This is a genomic window from Megamonas funiformis (assembly GCF_010669225.1).
Classification (GTDB): domain Bacteria; phylum Bacillota; class Negativicutes; order Selenomonadales; family Selenomonadaceae; genus Megamonas; species Megamonas funiformis.
The window spans coordinates 387764-407268 of the sequence record NZ_CP048627.1; the positions used below are offsets into that span (position 1 = coordinate 387764).

The 19505-nt window shown below is 34.0% G+C and carries 20 protein-coding genes, 4 tRNA genes and 1 other annotated feature; of the genes, 14 read left to right on the top strand and 10 right to left on the bottom strand.

Annotated features, from left to right (window positions below; all coding sequences use genetic code 11):
• Positions 1–29: 29 nt before the first annotated feature.
• The 3 genes from GXM21_RS01820 (at position 30) to GXM21_RS01830 (ending at position 4022) form a co-directional block, all read left to right on the top strand.
• Complete coding sequence (locus GXM21_RS01820; RefSeq protein WP_008538919.1) at positions 30–1049, top strand: zinc-binding alcohol dehydrogenase family protein; 1020 nt, start codon at positions 30–32, stop codon at positions 1047–1049.
• 22 nt (positions 1050–1071) lie between these two features.
• The gene (locus tag GXM21_RS01825) at positions 1072–2349 is read left to right on the top strand and encodes an MFS transporter (RefSeq protein ID WP_008538918.1); all 1278 of its coding nucleotides are present in this window, start codon (positions 1072–1074) and stop codon (positions 2347–2349) included.
• A 65-nt stretch (positions 2350–2414) separates the two neighbouring features.
• A complete protein-coding gene (locus GXM21_RS01830) occupies positions 2415–4022 on the top strand; it encodes a mannitol dehydrogenase family protein (protein ID WP_008538916.1) in 1608 nt (535 codons plus the stop codon).
• A gap of 455 nt (positions 4023–4477) precedes the next feature.
• Here the strand turns inward: GXM21_RS01830 and argH are convergent, their stop codons facing one another.
• From argH to GXM21_RS01880, 10 genes are all read right to left on the bottom strand, one after another.
• Entirely contained in the window at positions 4478–5902 is a 1425-nt protein-coding gene (gene argH / locus GXM21_RS01835; protein ID WP_008538913.1) for an argininosuccinate lyase, read from the bottom strand.
• The gene (locus GXM21_RS01840) at positions 5902–7116 is read right to left on the bottom strand and encodes an argininosuccinate synthase (RefSeq protein ID WP_008538912.1); all 1215 of its coding nucleotides are present in this window, start codon (positions 7114–7116) and stop codon (positions 5902–5904) included. The genes argH and GXM21_RS01840 overlap by 1 nt, the downstream gene beginning before the upstream one ends.
• A 77-nt stretch (positions 7117–7193) precedes the next feature.
• Positions 7194–8123, bottom strand: a complete 930-nt coding sequence (gene argF, locus GXM21_RS01845; RefSeq protein ID WP_008538911.1) for an ornithine carbamoyltransferase — start codon at positions 8121–8123, stop codon at positions 7194–7196.
• Between the two features lie 23 nt (positions 8124–8146).
• Positions 8147–9343 carry an aspartate aminotransferase family protein gene (locus GXM21_RS01850; protein WP_008538910.1) on the bottom strand — a complete coding sequence of 399 codons (1197 nt, stop codon included), beginning with the start codon at positions 9341–9343 and terminating at the stop codon, positions 8147–8149.
• Positions 9344–9364: 21 nt separating this feature from the next.
• Entirely contained in the window at positions 9365–10267 is a 903-nt protein-coding gene (gene argB / locus GXM21_RS01855; RefSeq protein WP_008538909.1) for an acetylglutamate kinase, read from the bottom strand.
• Positions 10267–11472, bottom strand: coding sequence for a bifunctional glutamate N-acetyltransferase/amino-acid acetyltransferase ArgJ (gene argJ, locus GXM21_RS01860; RefSeq protein WP_008538908.1), 1206 nt, complete (start codon positions 11470–11472; stop codon positions 10267–10269). Before argJ ends, argB begins: the two co-directional genes overlap by 1 nt.
• A gap of 27 nt (positions 11473–11499) precedes the next feature.
• Positions 11500–12537: an N-acetyl-gamma-glutamyl-phosphate reductase gene (gene argC, locus GXM21_RS01865; protein WP_008538907.1), complete on the bottom strand. Its 1038-nt coding sequence runs from the start codon at positions 12535–12537 to the stop codon at positions 11500–11502.
• Positions 12538–12776: 239 nt separating this feature from the next.
• The gene (locus GXM21_RS01870) at positions 12777–13361 is read right to left on the bottom strand and encodes a hypothetical protein (protein WP_008538906.1); all 585 of its coding nucleotides are present in this window, start codon (positions 13359–13361) and stop codon (positions 12777–12779) included.
• 111 nt (positions 13362–13472) lie between these two features.
• Positions 13473–14393, bottom strand: a complete 921-nt coding sequence (locus GXM21_RS01875; protein ID WP_008538904.1) for a SufB/SufD family protein — start codon at positions 14391–14393, stop codon at positions 13473–13475.
• An 11-nt stretch (positions 14394–14404) separates the two neighbouring features.
• Positions 14405–15124 carry an ABC transporter ATP-binding protein gene (locus GXM21_RS01880; RefSeq protein WP_008538903.1) on the bottom strand — a complete coding sequence of 240 codons (720 nt, stop codon included), beginning with the start codon at positions 15122–15124 and terminating at the stop codon, positions 14405–14407.
• A gap of 373 nt (positions 15125–15497) precedes the next feature.
• Here GXM21_RS01880 and GXM21_RS01885 point away from each other — a divergent pair.
• The 11 genes from GXM21_RS01885 (at position 15498) to rplL (ending at position 19475) form a co-directional block, all read left to right on the top strand.
• Positions 15498–15573, top strand: a tRNA-Thr gene (locus GXM21_RS01885).
• A gap of 15 nt (positions 15574–15588) precedes the next feature.
• A tRNA-Met gene (locus GXM21_RS01890) sits at positions 15589–15664 on the top strand.
• A gap of 11 nt (positions 15665–15675) precedes the next feature.
• A tRNA-Thr gene (locus tag GXM21_RS01895) sits at positions 15676–15751 on the top strand.
• Positions 15752–15764: 13 nt separating this feature from the next.
• Positions 15765–15841 (top strand) — tRNA-Met (locus GXM21_RS01900).
• A gap of 237 nt (positions 15842–16078) precedes the next feature.
• Positions 16079–16228, top strand: coding sequence for a 50S ribosomal protein L33 (gene rpmG / locus GXM21_RS01905; protein ID WP_008538901.1), 150 nt, complete (start codon positions 16079–16081; stop codon positions 16226–16228).
• Positions 16229–16263: 35 nt separating this feature from the next.
• Positions 16264–16482 (top strand): preprotein translocase subunit SecE, encoded by a 219-nt coding sequence (gene secE, locus GXM21_RS01910; protein WP_008538900.1) that lies wholly within the window; start codon positions 16264–16266, stop codon positions 16480–16482.
• 32 nt (positions 16483–16514) lie between these two features.
• Positions 16515–17042 carry a transcription termination/antitermination protein NusG gene (gene nusG, locus GXM21_RS01915; RefSeq protein ID WP_015562944.1) on the top strand — a complete coding sequence of 176 codons (528 nt, stop codon included), beginning with the start codon at positions 16515–16517 and terminating at the stop codon, positions 17040–17042.
• 62 nt (positions 17043–17104) lie between these two features.
• Complete coding sequence (rplK, locus tag GXM21_RS01920; RefSeq protein ID WP_008538898.1) at positions 17105–17530, top strand: 50S ribosomal protein L11; 426 nt, start codon at positions 17105–17107, stop codon at positions 17528–17530.
• Between the two features lie 75 nt (positions 17531–17605).
• A complete protein-coding gene (rplA, locus tag GXM21_RS01925) occupies positions 17606–18310 on the top strand; it encodes a 50S ribosomal protein L1 (RefSeq protein ID WP_008538897.1) in 705 nt (234 codons plus the stop codon).
• Between the two features lie 6 nt (positions 18311–18316).
• Positions 18317–18456, top strand: a sequence feature (ribosomal protein L10 leader region).
• Positions 18457–18492: 36 nt separating this feature from the next.
• Complete coding sequence (gene rplJ, locus GXM21_RS01930; protein ID WP_008538895.1) at positions 18493–19035, top strand: 50S ribosomal protein L10; 543 nt, start codon at positions 18493–18495, stop codon at positions 19033–19035.
• A gap of 71 nt (positions 19036–19106) precedes the next feature.
• Complete coding sequence (rplL, locus tag GXM21_RS01935; RefSeq protein WP_008538893.1) at positions 19107–19475, top strand: 50S ribosomal protein L7/L12; 369 nt, start codon at positions 19107–19109, stop codon at positions 19473–19475.
• The last annotated feature ends 30 nt before the right edge of the window (positions 19476–19505 follow it).

Sequence of the window (19505 nt, forward strand, 5' to 3'; positions counted from 1 at the left end):
TTATTTATAAAATAGAAAGGTGAAATGAAATGAAAGCAGCAGTTGTTTATGGTATAAATGATTTAAGATTAGAAGAAATAGAGAAACCACAAATTGAAAGAGATGATCAAATTTTAGTAAAAATAAAAGCAGTAGGAATATGTGGCTCAGATATACATATACTTCATGGTGCAAATCCATTTGCTACTTATCCGAGAATTATGGGGCATAAAATGGTCGGAGAAGTGGAAGCAGTAGGTGATAATGTTAAAAATATAGCGATTGGCGATCATATTGTAGTAGAACCGATTACTTACTGTGGAAAATGTTATGCTTGTAGAAAAGGAATGCCTAATGTTTGCCAACAATTAAAGGTATCGGGAGTTCATGTAGATGGTGGTATGAGGGAATATATAGTAATTGCTGAAAAACAGGCGCATAAAATAAAAAAAGATATTCCATGGACTACAGCTGTTTTAGCAGAGCCATATACGATTGCAGGAAATGTAACAACAAGAACAAATATTAGTGCAGGAGATAAAGTCGTTATACAAGGTGCAGGTCCTATTGGAATTACTATATTACGTATGGCAAAAGTAAAGGGAGCAACAGTTTTAGTTACTGATATGGTTGATGAAAAATTAGCTTTTGCTAAAGAAAATGGTGCTGATATGGTGGTAAATCCAAGTAAAGAAAATTTAATTGAGGCTGTAAAAACATGGACTGATGGAGAAATGGCTAATGTGGTAATTGATGCAGCTTGTACACCTAAAACTTTTGAAATATGTTTTGATTTAGTTTCCATTGCAGGAACAATTGGTGTATTAGGAATGGATGAAAAGCCATCAAACATACCACAAATTCATTTTATGAAAAAACAATTAACAGTAGTTGGTTCAAGATTACAGGCTTATCAGTTTGCTCCAGTAATTAGATTAATGGAAGCTGGCTATTTGAAAGATGATGCACTTGTTACACATAAATTTAAATTTTCAGATATTAAAGAAGCTTTTAAATTAATAGAAGAAAATCCAGAAAAAGTAAAAAAAGCAGTACTTATTTTCGAATAAGAAAGGATAATATAGGTGAATTATGAATGATATAGCAAAAAAACGAAAAATAATAATGATTTTATTATTTGCTTGTGGTGTAATCAATTATTTAGACCGTTCAGCACTTTCAATATCAGCAGGACATATTGCTGGAGAATTTGCGTTATCTAGTTCAGAAATGGGTATAATTTTTTCAGCTTTTTCCGTAGGTTATGCGTTATTTAATTTGGTTGGTGGTATGGCAGCTGATAAATTTGGACCAAAAGATACTTTATTAGTAGCTGTAATAGTTTGGTCATTGTTTAGTGGTGCACTCATTTTTGCTGTAGGGTTTTTAAGCATTTTAATTATTAGAATAATTTTTGGTATGGCAGAAGGTCCATTATCAACAACAATGAATAAAACTATTGATTTATGGTATCCTGACAATAAAAAAACATCTGTAATGGGAATTTGTTCTAGTGGTACTCCACTAGGAGCTGCTATTTCTGGACCAATTGTTGGTTATATTACTTTAAATGTGGGTTGGAGAGAATCTTTTATTGTAATAACTTTAATTGGTTTAGTTTGGGCTTTAATCTGGTATAAAATGGTTGATAAAAAACCTGCTAAAGTATCAGAAGAATTTAATCAAAAAGCAGAAGAAAAAATTTCTACCACTAAAATCAGAGTAACTTTAAGAAAAGGTTTTTATTTAAAAAGACCTACTATCATTTTTACTGCTTTAGCTTTTTTCGCCTATAATTATATTTTATTTTTCTTTTTAACATGGTTTCCATCTTATTTACAAAAAGGTTTAGGTATAGGTCTGGAAGAAGTGAGTTTAATTAGTGTAATTCCATGGACTTTTGGTTTTGTAGCTATTGCAATTGGAGGAATTATATCTGATAAAATTACTGATTCTAGAGAGTGGAAAGATCCATTAACTCCAAAACGATTGGTCTTAGGTATTTGTTTACTTATATCTGGAGGTGCTGTTATTGTAGCAGCAAATACAACTAATTTTATTTTGATTATAGCAATGATTACTGTATCAGTATTTGCTTTATATTTTACTGGTGGTATTTATTGGGGTGTAGTAAATGATATTGTAGATAGTAGTAATGTGGGGTCTATTGGTGGAGCAATGCATGCTGTAGGTAATTGCGCCGGTATTTTAGGTCCTGCTATTACAGGTTTTATTGTTCAGGCAACTGATTCATTTATACCTGCATTTATTTTAGCCGGAACGATTGGAGTTCTAGGTGCTTTAGGTGCGTTAATTAATGTTAAAAAATTGAATATTAGTGAATCAGAAATTGCATTGAATAAAAAATAATGTAATCAAAAAATGAATGTCGTTAAGGCATTCATTTTTTCTAATTAAAAGAAAGGATTTTTCAAATGTATTTTAATGAAGAATGTTTAACGTCACAAGAATTAGTAAATAAAACAAATATAAAATTACCTTTATTTAATAGAAGACAAGTTAAAGAAAATACTAAAAAAAATCCTAAATGGATTCATTTTGGACCAGGAAATATTTTTCGTGCTTTTATAGCTAATTTACAACAATCCTTATTAGATAGGGGAGAAGATGATTGTGGTATTATCGCAGTAGCACCAAATAATAGTGAAATAATAGATAAAATATATCGACCACATGATAATTTAAGCTTATTAGTGACTATGAATGCTGATGGAAGTAATGAAAAAAAGATTATTGCTAGTATTACTGAAAGTTTAACTTGCGATATGCAAAATAAAGTGGATTGGGAAAGGATAGAGAGTATTTGTATAGCAGGAAGTTTACAAATAATGAGTTTTACAATTACTGAAAAAGGTTATAAGTTAAAAAAAGATAATGGGGAATATCTAGAGTCTGTAAAACAAGATTTACAAATGGGACCAAGCCAAGTAAAAAGTTTTATGGGGAAGATTACTTCATTATTGTATAAGCGCTATTTAAATGGAGCAAAACCAGTATCTTTAGTTAGTATGGATAACTGTTCACATAATGGGATAGTATTGCATGATGCAATATTAGATATTGCTAAAATTTGGATAGATAGAAATTTAGTAAAAAGAGAATTTCAACAATATCTTGAAAAAAATATAACATATCCATGTACAATGATTGATAAAATCACACCATATCCTTCAGAAAAAATACAAGAAGAATTGAAACAAGATGGTTTTAATGATATGGATTTTGTTGTTAGTAGCAGAGGAAGCAAATATGCACCATTTGTAAATGCAGAGAAAACAGAATATCTTGTTGTTGAAGATTCTTTTATTAATGGTCGTCCAGCATTAGAAAAAACAGGTGTGATTTTTACTGATCGAGCTACAGTAGATAAAGTGGAAAAAATGAAAGTATGTACTTGCTTAAATCCCTTACATACAGCATTGGCTATTTTTGGCTGTTTATTAGGTTATACCTCTATTTCTAGTGAGATGAATAGTCCATTATTAAGAAAATTAGTAGAAAAAATTGGTTATGATGAAGGTATGAAAGTAGTAATAGATCCAGGTGTAATTTTACCAAAAGAATTTATTGAAAAGTGTATAAATGAACGTTTTCCTAATTCAGCAATTCCAGATACACCACAACGTATAGCTTGTGATACATCACAAAAAGTAGCTATTCGTTTTGGCGAAACAATTAAAGCATATATGAAATCTAATACTTTAAAATCAGAAGATTTAGTATATATACCATTGACAATAGCTGCTTGGTGTAGATATTTATTAGGAATAGATGATAAAGGAAATGAATTTTCTATAAGCCCTGATCCATTATTAGAAGTACTACAAAGTAAATTAGGAAATATAAATTTGGGAGATAAAATAAATGTCCATAATATATTAGAAGATATATTAAGTGATAGTAAAATTTTTGGTGTAAATTTATATGATGCTGGTATTGGAGAAAAAATAGAAGGATATTTTCTTGAAATGATTTCTAAAAAAAATGGAGTAGAAATTACTTTAAATAAATATTTAAAATAGAAATATTTATTGATAAACTAGTTTAGTATAAAATTTTTATATTAAACTAGTTTATTTTTTTTGATATTAATAAATTATCTATATAATATAAATAATTTCAAAAAATAAACTTTTAGTAATAACGTTGACTACTTTAACTAGTATGGTATAATTACACTTTGTAAATAAGTATAGAGGTGAAATAGATGAATTTAATATTAATATTTTGTAGTTTTATCTCAGTTTTTTCGGGTATAATTTTTTTTGCAATTACAGGAGATTTGCTAATGATATTTATACCAGGTATAGTTAATTTCTTAGGATTAAGTATAGTGGGTATAATTTATAAATTATTAGTAAAAAATGAAAAAAAGGAAAAATATTCTTCATATTATAGCATACATACGCCATTATGATATTATAAATAAAAAGCACGCAAATCTATAGAATTTGCGTGCTTTCTATATTTAAAGATATTAAAGTTTAATTTGTTTATCTTTGTAGATATCTAATTGAGCTTGTTCTTGAGCTAAGATTTTATCAGCAAGAGCAAGTTGCATATCTACTTGGCTATAAGATGTTCCACCATAGGAATTGCGGTTTTTAACGCAAGTTTCTGGTGCAATAGCTTCATAGATATCTTCTTCAAATAAATCAGACATCTGTTTGAATTCGTCCATAGTTAAATCTTCAAGCCATTTGTTATTTTCAATGCAGTAATGAACAGCATGACCAGATACACTATGAGCTTTTCTAAATGGCATACCTTTTTTTACAAGATAATCAGCAAGGTCAGTAGCATTAGAGAAGTCTTCACGAACAGCTTTAAGCATTACATCTTTTCTAACTTTCATGCCACGGATTAATTGAGCATATACAGCAAGGCTGAATTTGATAGTATCAATAGCGTCAAATAAACCTTCTTTATCTTCTTGTAAATCTTTATTATAAGCAAGAGGTAAGCCTTTTACAGTTGTGAGCATAGCCATTAAATGACCAATTACACGACCTGTTTTACCGCGAACAAGTTCGGATACGTCAGGATTTTTTTTCTGTGGCATCATACTAGAACCAGTGCAATGAGCATCATCTAATTCTACGAAAGAGAATTCACGAGAGCACCAGAAGATGATTTCTTCGCTGATACGGCTTAAGTGAATCATGAGAATAGAAGCTGCGGATAAAAATTCCATGATGTAATCTCTATCACTTACAGCATCTAAGCTGTTTGCATAAATAGCATCAAAATTGAGCTGTTTAGCAACGAATTCACGATCAATAGGGAAAGTTGTACCAGCAAGAGCACCAGCACCAAGTGGCATAATATCACAGCGTTCATAAACACCTTTGAAACGGGAGAAGTCACGGCTGAGCATGGAGAAATATGCCATCATATGATGAGAGAATAAAATAGGCTGTGCACGTTGAAGGTGAGTATAACCAGGCATGATTACATCTTTGTATTTTGTAGCTGTTTCAGTTAAAGCAGTCTGTAATTCTTTGATTAAATTAATAACTTCAACTGTTTCACGACGTACATACATATGGGTATCAAGTGCTACTTGGTCATTACGGCTTCTAGCAGTGTGAAGACGACCGCCAGCTTCACCGATAGCTTCTGTAAGACGTTTTTCAATATTCATGTGAATATCTTCAAGGTCAACAGAAAAATTAAAATCACCTTGTTCAATTTTAGCTAAAATATTTTTTAAGCCGGAGATGATATTATTTTTATCTTCTTCAGTCAAGATACCAACTTTGCAAAGCATGGTAGCATGAGCTATGCTACCAGCTATATCTTCATGATACATGCGTTTGTCAAAGTTAATAGAAGCCTGAAATTCATTGATCATTTCATCTGTAGATTTGGCGAATCTACCGCCCCACATTTGTTCAGCCATTATTTTAAACCTGCTTGTTCTTTCATTAATGCACGAACTTTGAGTGGAAGACCAAAGAGATTGATGAATCCAGTAGCATCTGCTTGGTTGTAAACATCGTCTTCTTCAAATGTTACGAATTCTTGGCTGTAGAGGGAGTATGGAGATTTTGCACCAGCTGGGCAAATATTACCTTTATAAAGTTTAAGTTTAACAGTACCAGTAACTGTTTCTTGAGTTGCATCAACGAATGCTGCAAGAGCTTCACGAAGTTGGGAGAACCACATACCATCATAAACGAGTTCAGCATATTTGATAGCAACTGTTTCTTTGTAATGAAGAGTTTGACGGTCAAGGCAAAGATATTCAAGTTCTTGATGAGCAGCATATAAGATAGCTCCGCCTGGGTTTTCATATACACCACGGGATTTCATACCAACAAGACGGTTTTCTACGATATCTGTGATACCTACACCATTTTTAGCACCAATTTCATTTAATTTTTCAAGAAGTGCAACAGGAGCAAGTTTTTCGCCGTTTACAGCAACAGGAATACCTTTTTCAAAGTCAATTGTTACATATTCGGCTTCATCAGGAGCATTTTCAGGAGCTTTACTGATTAAGTACATGCTATTTTTTGGAGCGTTCCAAGGATCTTCAAGGTCAGAACCTTCATGGCTTAAGTGCCAGATATTTCTATCCATGGAATAAGTTTTGTTTTCTATAGCGATTGGAATACCATGTTTTTCAGCATAAGCAATTTCTTGTTCACGAGAACGAAGTTCCCATTCACGCCATGGAGCGATTAATTTGATGTTTGGAGCAAGAGCTTTTACAGAAAGTTCGAAACGAACCTGGTCATTACCTTTACCAGTAGCACCATGAGCAATAGCATCAGCGCCTTCTTCTTTAGCGATTTCAACAAGGCGTTTTGCGATGAGTGGACGAGCAAAGGAAGTACCTAAAAGATATTTACCTTCATAAACAGCGCTAGCTTTTAAAGTTGGGAATACATAGTTTTCTACGAAGTCTTCTGTTAAATGTTCAATATAAACTTTAGAAGCACCAGATTTTAAAGCTTTGTCATGAACAACATTTAATTCGTCACCCTGTCCGATATCAGCACAAACAGCGATAACTTCGCAACCATTATAGTTTTCTTTGAGCCATGGAATGATAACGGAAGTATCAAGACCACCAGAGTAAGCAAGGACTACTTTTTTAATATTTTCCATTTAAATTACAACTCCTTAAATTACGATTTTTAAATAGTCATATTTATGTATGGCTATTAGATATATTAACAGATTTATCAGCCCATTAAAAGAGCCATAATTGCTTTTTGTGTGTGAAGACGATTTTCTGCTTCATCAAAAATAACATTTGCATTCTTTTCAAGAACATCTTCAGCGATTTCTTCACCGCGATGAGCAGGAAGACAATGCATTACAATAGCGCGTTTATCAGCTACGCTGAGAAGTTCATTATTGATTTGATAATCTTTGAAGATTTTTACACGTTCATCATGTTCAGCTTCTTGTCCCATGCTTGCCCAAACATCAGTATATAAAATATCTGCATCTTTAGCAGCTTCAAATGGGTCATTTAAGATTTCAATAGTAGAACCAGATTGTGCAGCATCAAGTTTAGCATTAGCTACTACTTGAGCATTTGGTTCATAGCCTTTTGGACTAGCACTAGCAAAGTTCATACCAACTTTAGCACAAGCATACATTAAGGAATGAGTCATATTGTTACCATCGCCAATATAAGCCATTTTCAAGCCTTTTAAATCTTTGCCTTTATGTTCTTGAGCAGTTAAAAGGTCTGTGAGTGCTTGGCAAGGGTGAAGTAAGTCTGTGAGTGCGTTGATTACAGGAATGCTAGCATATTGAGCAAATTCTTCAACAATCTCATGACCGAAAGTACGAATCATTACACCATCAAGATAACGAGAAAGAACACGAGCAGTATCTTTAATTGGTTCGCCACGACCGATTTGAAGGTCACGGTTGGATAAGAATAATGCTTGTCCGCCTAATTGATACATACCAACTTCAAAGGAAACACGAGTACGAGTAGAAGATTTTTCAAAAATCATACCGAGAGTTTTACCTTTTAAAATGTGATGTTCAATACCAGCTTTTTGTTTAGCTTTTAATTCATGAGCTAAATTTAAAATTTCCATAACTTCATCAGAAGTTAAATCATGTATAGATAATAAATCTTTGCCTTTTAGCATGAATATTTCCTCCTCGTTAAGTTTTAAGCGTATTTTGGTAATACTTTATCTAAAACAGAAATTAATTCGTCAACATGAGCTTTTGTTATATTAAGTGGTGGTACAAAGCGAAGTACATTGCCAGCAGTGCAGTTGATGATTGCACCATAATCTAAACATTCGTTGGCAATTTCACGGCCAGGACGAGTAAGTTCCATGCCTAAAATTAAACCACGTCCACGAACTTCTTTGATTAAATTTGGATATTTTGCTTTGTATTCTTCAAATTTAGATTGAAGATAAGCACCGATTTCTTTGGCATTTTCCATGAGATTACCATCAATTAAAGCGTCTAAAACAACGCAAGCAGCTGCACAAGCAAGAGGATTACCACCGAATGTAGAACCATGGTCTCCAGCGTGGAAGGCACTAGCAACTTTGTCTGTAGCCATGAAAGCACCGATTGGTACACCACCAGCTAAGCCTTTAGCGAGTGTTACAATATCTGGTTTTACACCAAATTGTTGACAACCAAAGAATGTACCAGTACGACCCATACCGCATTGAACTTCATCGAAGATTAAAACGGCATTGTATTTGTCGCATAAAGCACGTACTTTTGGTAAATAATCTGGATCAGGAACATGAACGCCACCTTCACCTTGGATAGCTTCAAGCATTACAGCACAAGTTTTATCACTCATTTTTGCTTCAAGTGCTTGAATATCATTGTATGGTACATAGTCAAAACCAGCAGGTAATGGACCAAAGCCATGATGATAATGATCTTGACCTGTAGCAGTCAATGTAGCAAGTGTACGTCCATGGAAACTATGAAGCGCAGAGATTATTTGAATTTTTTCAGGGTCAATATTAGTTGCGTATTTACGAGCAAGTTTGATAGCACCTTCATTAGCTTCTGCACCGGAATTTCCGAAGAAGACTTTATCCATGCCACTTAATTTTTTGAGTTTTTCTGCTGCTTCAACTTGAACTTCAGTGTAATAAAGGTTGGAGCAATGTATCATTTTGCTAGCTTGTTGAGAAACTGCATCAACGAGTGGTTTATAATTATGACCAACTACATTTACGGCAATGCCAGCTAAAAAGTCGATATATTTTTTACCTTTTGTATCATAAACATATGGACCATCGCCATGGTCTAAAACTATATTATAACGAGCAAAGACAGGCAAATAATCGCTTTTGTCTTTGGCGAATATTTCTTCATTAGTTAACATATAAATTCTCCTTTTGTCGAATTAACGAACTACTTCTGTACCGATACCTTGAGAAGTAAATAATTCGAGAATTAAAGAATGAGCTTCGCGACCATCAATGATACAAGCTTTGCCAGTACCGCTATCAAGAGCATGAAGACATGCTTCTACTTTTGGTATCATGCCACCGCCGATACTGCCATCATTGATGAGTTTTTTAGCTTCGCTTTGAGTGAGTGTAGAAATAAAGGAAGATTTATCTTCAAAATCACGATAAATTCCTTTAGTATCAGTTAAGAGTAAAAGTTTTTCAGCTTGAAGTGCACCAGCAACTTCAGCAGCTACATAATCAGCATTGATATTAAATGATTCATCTGCATGACCTGCACCGATTGGAGCGATTACAGGAACATAATCATTATCTAGTAAATCATTGATTAAAGCTGTATTGATTTTTTCTACTTCACCAACATAACCGATATCTACTTGTTCAACAGCGTCTGTACCATTATGTACTTCTGCTAATTTTTTATGAGCGATGATTAAATCTGAATCTTTACCACTTAAACCAACAGCACGAATGCCGAGGCGATTTAAACGATTTACGATTTCAGAATTGATTTTACCAGCAAGTACCATTTCAGCGATTTGCACAGTTTCTTTATCAGTAACGCGAAGACCGCTTACAAATTCAGTTACTTTGCCGAATTTTTTTAAGAAAGATGTGATATCAGGACCGCCACCATGAACGATTACAGGGCGAATACCAACATATTTCATAAGTACGATATCTTTCATTACTTGTTCTTTTAAAGTATCGTTTATCATGGCATTACCACCGTATTTGATAACGATGGTTTTGCCGTAGAATTCTTGAATATATGGAAGGGCTTCTACTAGAATAGAAGCCTTATCTTCTGCGGAAAAATTATTTAAATTACTCATCAGGTGTGATACTCCCCATTGATTTTTACATATTCGTAAGAAAGGTCACAACTCCAAACTGTAGCATCTTCTTGCCCCATGTTTAATTCAATATCGATAACGATATCTTTTTCTTTCATAACATGAGCGAGAGCTTTTTCATCATAAGTTGCACCAGTACCATTAGCAAAAATAGTAATGCCACCGAATTTTACAACAGTTTTTTCAGGAACCATATCTGCACCAGAGTAACCAACAGCACAGATTACACGTCCCCAGTTAGGGTCTTCACCGAAGAATGCAGTTTTTACAAGTGGGGAATTAGCAATTGCCATACCTACAGTTTTAGCATCAGCAAAAGATTTTGCACCTTTTACATTGATTGTTAAGAATTTGCTAGCACCTTCACCATCAGCTGCAATTTGTTTTGCAAGTTCTGTGCAAAGCATCATGAGTTTATCAAAGAAGATTTGGTAATCAGCGTTTTCTTCTGTGATTTTTGCATTATTTGCTTCGCCGTTAGCAAGAACGATTACCATATCATTTGTACTCATATCACCATCAACGGAAATCATGTTGAAGGATTTTTCTACGCAGCCAGATACAGCTTTTTGTAAAAGCGCTTGGTCGATAGCAATATCAGTAGTAATATAGCAAAGCATTGTAGCCATATTAGGACGAATCATACCAGAACCTTTTGCGATAGCGCCCATGCGAACTGTTTTACCAGATAATTCAAATTCGCAAGTTACACTTTTGCTGTGAGTATCAGTAGTGATGATAGCTCTACCAGCATTACCACTGCCATCAGCAGATAAATTAGCTACAGCATCTTTGATACCAGCTTCAAGTTTATCCATTGGCAAATTAACACCGATAACACCAGTGGAACCAACGATTACATCATCAGCATTAACACCGAGTTCATCAGCTGCGATTTGTGCCATTTTGTGAGCATCATCTAAACCTTGTTGACCAGTGCATGCATTAGCACAACCAGCATTAGCTACGATTGCATGAGCAGTTCCTGTAGCAACAACTTCTTTAGATACATAAACTGGAGCAGCAGCTACTTTATTTTGAGTGAATGTACCAGCTACAACAGCTTGAGTTTTTGTATAGATAACAGCAACGTCTAAGTTACCGCTTTTTTTTATGCCAGCTTTAACGCCTGCTGCAGTGAAACCTTTGGCAAACGTTACACCTTGAGTATCTTTTTTTATCATAAAATATACCTCCGAGTTATCGAAATATCATGGATAAATTGGAGTGAAATCCAATCCTGTTTTTTCATCAAAACCGCAAGCAATATTAAAGTTTTGAATAGCTTGACCTGCGGCGCCTTTTACTAAATTATCAATAGCGGAAAGGACGATAATGCGACCTGTTCTAAGGTCAATATGCCAACCGATATCGCAGAAGTTAGAACCACGAACTTCTTTAGTAGATGGATAAGCACCTCTACCTAATAAGCGAATGAAATATTCATCGCCATACATATCAGTGTATGCTTTATCTATCATTTCTGGAGTAACCCATTGTTTGATATTAGCATAGCAAGTGCTTAAAATTCCTCTAGACATTGGTACTAGATGAGGTGTGAAGTTCAAAGTAACTTTACGATGACATAAATGACCTAAAGCCTGTTCGATTTCAGGTGTATGACGATGTGTAGCTACGCCATAAGCTTTGAAATTATCATAAAGCTCAGGGTAATGTGTCATTTGTTTAGCTGAACGACCAGAACCAGAAGTACCAGATTTAGCATCAACAATAATAGTATTTGGTTCAATAAATTCATTTTTTACAAGTGGTGCTAAAGCTAAGATACTAGCAGTAGTATAGCAACCAGCATTACCAATAATTTTAGCATTTTTAATATCTTCGCGATAAAGTTCAGCTAAACCATAAACGCGAGGTGCGTCTTTATGTGTATGAGCTACTTTATACCATGCTTCATAGATATCTGTATCATCAAAGCGATAATCAGCACCTAAATCAATAATGCGAACATTAGTATCGGCTAAAGCTTTACCTACTTCCATAGCATGACCATGAGGAAGACCAATAAATACAAAATCGCTATCGTTTGCGATAGTATCCATATCTTTCATACTGATTAATTCTTGGTCATATAATCCTCGTAAGTGAGGATATACTTCAGAAATTTTTTTACCAGTATAACTTTCTGAAGTTATATGCACTACTTGAACTTGGGGATGGTTGTACAGTAAACGTAAAAGTTCTGCACCAGCATATCCAGTAGCACCAATAATACTTACTCTAATCATGATATCCTCCATTTTTAAAAGTTAAATATTAACGCTTCAATATAATTAAAGATATGCAGTGTTAACATGTAAATAAATTATAACACAAAATAAAAAAAACGCTAACAAAATAAGGTGGTTATAATTATACAACTCAATCGTATAAAATTTCAATAGTTTTTTTAAAAATTTTTAATAAAAAATGGTATATATAAACTAAAAGAATATATATACCATAAATTAATATTTATAAACTATGTTTATTTTTGGCTTTGAATAGTTAAAGTACGGAAGAACTTATGCATAAACATTGAATAATTTTCTAAATTATCATCTTCAGTATCTCCGCCGATTATTTGATAAGAACAAATCCAATGACTGTCTTTAGCATCATAAACATCAGCAAACATAACTACACGGCTATCATTAGCAAATGTGAAAATTACATAAGCATCAGCGTAATTTTTAATATTTTCTTTATAGATAGCTAGTGCTTCACGATTGGACAAAGTAGTGATATCAGTACCTGTAGTAGCTTTTATATTTTGGATTACATCTTTATCAGATAATAAAGTATAAGTAACTTCATCTTCTTTAGCTACTTTGAAGATAACGTCTGTCAACATATCAGGAGTGATTAATTCTGGAGCATTAGGTAATTTAGCTTTACGTTCAATGCTTAATGCGGAAGGTTTGTAGCTTGGTGTATAAATAGCCAATGTATGGATATTTTTTAAATTATAATCTTCATCCATCATGGTGATTTTCTCATTAGCAGCAAAGGCTGTAGATATACTAAAGAGCATAATTGCTAATAATGAAAATATAGTAATTAGTTTTTTCATGAAAAAGCCTCCTAAATAAATCTTAATCAATAAATAATATTCGTTTTAAAAATTTTATTTCCTGCAAAAAAAGACTCCAAACGATATATTTTGTTTGGAGCCTTTTGTATTTTATTTTAAGAAACCGTTTATGATTTGATTTTCGGCTTCTTTTTCAGTTAAGCCTAAGCTCATTAATTTTATTAATTGTTCTCCTGCAATTTTACCGATAGCTGCTTCATGAATTAAATTTGATTCAGGGTGATTTGCTTTGATTTCAGGAATTGCAGAAATTGTAGCATCGTCCATGATGATAGCATCACATTCAGAATGACCATGGCATTTGTTATTACCATAGATTTTAGCAATGAAGATTTGTTTTGATTTTTCTTGAGCTACAGCTCGAGAGATAATATTAGAGTGGGAATTTTCTCCATCTAAATTTACTTCAAAATCACTTTCTGCATATTGATTGCCATGTGTTAAAAGTTTTTCTTTTACAATTAAAGTGGAATTTTTACCAACAGTTCCTTTAGTAATTCTTTTTGTAGAATTAATACCACGAATTTGAGTTGTTTCCATTTCCATATAGGAATTTTCGTCCATTTCAACAATGGTAGTAGGGTTCATGATGCGTTTACCATCACCATCGCCAGAACCATAATGTTTTTCTAAATATTTTACTTTAGAATTTTTACCTATATAAAAAGCATGAATACCATCATGTTCGGAGTCTGCATTGCCACAGTTATGGATACCACAGCCAGCGACGATGGTTACATCACAATCATCACCGATGAAAAAGTCATTATATACTAATTCATTAACGCCAGATTTATCCATGATTACAGGAATGTAACAAACTTCTTTTTTTGTTCCTGGAGCAATGCGGATATCAATGCCATCTTTATCTTCTTTTTTAGTTATAGTTATATTTTTACTAGAAGCTCTATCAACAGCTTTACTATTTAAACGGATATTATAAGCACCTTGTGGTTTATCTTTAATACCGGCTACTTTTTCTAATAAATCTTTTTCTAGATTATCTAACATGAGGAGTCCTCCTATTTTTTATAGAAATCACAAACACCAGCAACTTCCATAAGTTGAGGCATGATTTCTTCTTTTGTGCCAATTTGTTTAATGGAGCCATTTGCAACTAATACAATTTGGTCAGCTATATTTAAGATGCGTTCTTGATGAGAAATAATCATAATGGATTGTTGTTGTTCATGTAATTTTTCAAAAACACTGATGAGTTTTTGGAAGCTCCATAAATCAATACCAGCTTCAGGTTCATCAAAAACAGCTAATTTAGTTTGTTTACGAGCTAAGATAGTAGCGATTTCAATACGTTTGATTTCACCACCAGATAGGGAAGTATCTACTTCACGATTTATATAATCAGCAGCGCAAAGACCTACTTCAGAAAGATAAGTGCAAGCACCACTAGTAGATAATTTTTCTCCAGCTGCTAGGCTGAGTAAATCTTTAACACCAATTCCTTTGAAGCGAACTGGTTGCTGGAAGGCAAAACTAATACCAGCTAAAGCTCGTTTAGTAATATCCCAATCAGTTATATCTTCACCATTAAAGAAGATTTTTCCGCTAGTTGGTTTTTCAATGCCCATGATGATTTTGGCTAATGTAGATTTACCACCACCATTTGGACCTGTGATTACTGTAAATTTTTTATCATCAATAACTAAATTGATATCTTTAAGAATTTGTTTTGTTTTATTTCCATCATTAACAGAAAATGATAGATTTTTTAATTCTAACATTAATCTAACTCCAATCTAATATATTTATGTAATTTATATATATTAAATACATAATATATGATACCTATTATACAATTTTTATTATGTATTAGCAAAATAAATTAAATCAAAAATATTTGTTAAATCGTGATTGATTATAAAAGAGTTTATATGGCTAGTCAATGAAGAATATAGCTTTTTTGAAGAAAAAAATAAAGATTTTTGGAAATGAAATCAATAAAAAAGATATCCTTAATTAATATATATAAGCATAATTTTTATGCTTGAAAACAACTTTTTTTAACTTTTTTTCAAAAAAGGGGTTTACAAATGAATTATCTTATGATAACATTATTACCTGTCAGCACGGTGCTGACAAACGAAAGCGAGAAACGCTGGTGTAGCTCAATTGGCAGAGCAGCTGACTTGTAATCAGCAGGTTGGGGGTTCGATTCCTCTCGCCAGCTCCATATTCTTTACCAAATCGCGGGGTGGAGCAGTTGGTAGCTCGTCGGGCTCATAACCCGAAGGCCAGAGGTTCAAGTCCTCTCCCCGCAACCAAAACCGATTCTGCTGGTGTAGCTCAGTCGGTAGAGCGTATCCTTGGTAAGGATAAGGTCACCGGTTCAATCCCGGTCATCAGCTCCAGAAAATATAATATGGCGGCGTAGCTCAGTTGGCTAGAGCATGCGGTTCATACCCGCAGTGTCCGGAGTTCGAATCTCTGCGCCGCCACCAATTAAAACAACAACCCCTTAATAGGGGCTTTATTTATGTTGGTAGCCTTTGAATATACCATATAAATATTCAATGAAAAATGATAATATTTTCAGTGTCAGGCGTTTTTGGTAGTTCAATTTCGCCTGAAGTCGTGTTATTTATTTGACACATGTTTTTAATTGTGATAAATTATATAGGCGACGTTTATAAGACGAACGAATATTATACTAAATGATGTAAAGAGGGGTGCATGAGATGCGCAATGCTGTTACTTTAGCCTGCACTGAATGCAAACAGCGCAACTATCAGACTAATAAAAACAAAAAAAATAATCCTGATAGAATTGAAATGAAAAAGTATTGCAAATTCTGTAAAAAACATACTTTACACAGAGAAACAAAATAAGGTTTTCCTTTGTAGTAGTGTGAGGAAGTGAAGAAATGGCACAGAATGAGAATACTCCAGTAAATCAGGAAAAATCCGGAATAATAGGATTTTTATCTGGTGTAAAAAGTGAGTTAAAAAAAGTTGTTTGGCCTACTCGCAGAGAACTGGTTTCTTATACAGGAGTAGTTTTCGTTGCAGTGGCATTTGTTTGTGCTTTAATTTGGATATGTGATACTGTTTTTGCCCGTATATTTGATCTCATTTTACGATAATTACAGGAGGTGGAGATGTCTTGTCCCTTGGCATGGAATTAGAAAAGAAATGGTATGTTATACATACATATTCCGGTTATGAAAACAAAGTAAAAGCCAATCTTGAAAGAAAAATCCACTCCATGGGCATGGAAGACAAAATCTTCAATGTAATCGTGCCTGTAGAAAAAGAGACTGAAAAGAGAAATGGCAAAGAAAAAGTAGTAGAAAGAAAAATTTTTCCAGGTTATGTCTTACTTGAAATGATAGTTGATGAACGTTCTTGGTATATTGTAAGAAATACACCAGGCGTTACAGGATTTGTAGGTTCAAATACAAAACCTGTTCCATTAACTGAAGAAGAAGCAAATAGAATTTTAAAAGCAATGGGTATGGATAAACCAACAGAACTTGATGTTGAAGTGGGAGACCAAGTAAACATTACTTCTGGTGCTTTTGAAAATTTTGTTGCAACTATAACAGAAATTGATTATAGTAAGAGTAAGATTAAAGGCGTTGTTGATATGTTTGGTCGTGAAACTGCAATTGAAGCAGATTTCGACCAGATAGAAAAAATATAAATCAGCAAATTCAAATATAACATATAGTTATATTCCATAATCCTAAGGAGGTGTAAATAACAATGGCAAAAAAAGTTGTTAAACTTGTAAAATTGCAAGTTCTCGCTGGTAAAGCTACTCCTGCTCCTCCAGTTGGTCCTGCTTTAGGTCAGGCTGGTGTAAATATCATGGCTTTCGTTAAAGAATTCAACGAAAGAACTGCTAAACAGGGCGGTTTAATTATTCCAGTAGAAATTACAGTTTTTGAAGATAGATCCTTTACTTTTGTTACAAAAACTCCACCAGCAGCTGTGTTATTAAAGAAAGCAGCTGGCATTGAAAAAGCATCTGGTGAACCTAATAAAAAGAAAGTGGCTAAATTACCACGTGCTGAAGCAATGAAAATTGCTGAAAGCAAAATGCAAGACCTCAATGCTGCAGATATCGAAGCTGCAACTCGCATGATTGAAGGTACTGCACGCAGCATGGGTATCGAAATCGTTGACTAATTTTATTAGTTGATGTAAGATACTTGACTGTGGGAGGCTTATACCGTTAAAACCACAAAGGAGAGAATTTTAATAATGGCTAAATTTGGTAAAAAATACCAGGACGCAGCTAAATTAGTTGAAGCTGGTAAAGCATATGATTTAGCAGAAGCTATTGAAGTAGTTAAAAAAACTGCTACTGCTAAATTTGATGAAAGTGTTGATGTAGCTGTTCGTTTAGGTGTTAACCCTAAATATGCAGATCAGCAAGTTCGCGGTGCCGTTGTATTACCACATGGTACTGGTAAATCTAAAAGAGTTTTAGTTTTTGCTAAAGGCGATAAAGTTGCTGAAGCAGAAGCTGCTGGAGCTGACTTCGTTGGCTCTGATGAACTCGTTGCAAAAATCAAAGAGGGCTGGTGTGACTTCGATGTTACAGTAGCAACTCCTGATATGATGGGTGTTGTAGGTCGTTTAGGTAAAATCCTTGGTCCTCGTGGCTTAATGCCAAACCCTAAACTTGGTACTGTTACAATGGATTTAACAAAAGCTGTTAATGAAATTAAAGCAGGTAAAGTTGAATATAGAACAGATAAAGCTGGTAACGTACATGTGCCAATCGGTAAAGTTTCTTTCGACAATGCAAAACTTGTTGAAAACTTACAGGTTCTTCTTGACACATTAGTAAAAGTTAAACCAGCAGCAGCTAAAGGTCAGTATATGCGTAACATCACAGTTAGCACAACTATGGGCCCAGCTGTTACTGTAAACACAAACTTCAAAGCTGCTAAAGCTGAATAATTTAATATTCATTTAGTAAAGCGACTTAAGACAGCAGGTGTTACATTATTTGTAACATAATATAGCCTGCCGAGGTCAGATACTTGGCAAGGCATGAAAACTTTGCGGTCTCTGGTCCTCACTAGAGACCGTTTTTTGGTTTCGTAATAAATATTTCTCATTTGAGAGGGGGTGTCATGTAAATGGCAAACATTCGTCCAGAAAAACAGGCCGCAGTTGCAGGTCTTAAAGAACAACTTAGCTCTGCAAAAGGTGCTGTATTAACAGGTTATAGAGGTTTAACTGTAGCTCAAGATATGAAACTTCGTGCTAAACTTCGTGAAGCAGGTGTTACTTATCATGTTGTAAAAAATACAATGGTTCGTATTGCTGCAAATGAAATTGGCTTAGAAGGTTTAGATCCAGTTCTTAACGGTACTACTGCTCTTGCAGTATCCGCTGATGATGCTGTAGCTCCAGCTAAAGTTATATATGAATTCATCAAAGAAAACAAACTTGAAAACACAGAAGTTTTAACTATTAAAGCTGGTCTTGTTGAAGGTAAAGTTATCAATGTTGAAGAAGTTAAAGCTTTGGCATCCCTACCATCCCGCGAAGTTCTCATCGCGAAAGTTCTTGGCAGTATGCAAGCTCCTATCTCTGGCGTTGTCAACGTACTTCAGGGTACTATTCGCAATGCAGTATATGTGCTTGATGCAATCCGCGCTCAGAAAGAATCTGCATAAGCAGACTCTCTCTATATAAATAATATAAAAATAAAATGAAATTAATGTTTTAAATTTGGAGGAATATAAAAATGACTAAAGAAGAAATTATGCAAGCCATTGAAGAAATGACTGTTCTTGAATTATCCGAACTTGTAAAAGCTATGGAAGAAAAATTTGGTGTTAGCGCTGCTGCTCCTGTAGCTGTAGCTGCTGCTCCTGCAGCTGGTGCTGCTGCTGCTGAAGAAAAAACTGAATTCGATGTAATTCTTGCTTCCGCTGGCGACAAAAAAATCAACGTAATCAAAGTTGTTCGTGAAGTAACTGGCCTTGGCTTAAAAGAAGCTAAAGCTTTAGTTGACGGTGCTCCTGCTCCTGTTAAAGAAGGTGCTTCCAAAGAAGACGCTGAAGCTTTAAAAGCTAAATTAGAAGAAGCTGGCGCAACTGTAGAACTTAAATAATTTTATTTTAAGTAAAGTTGATAAGCTATT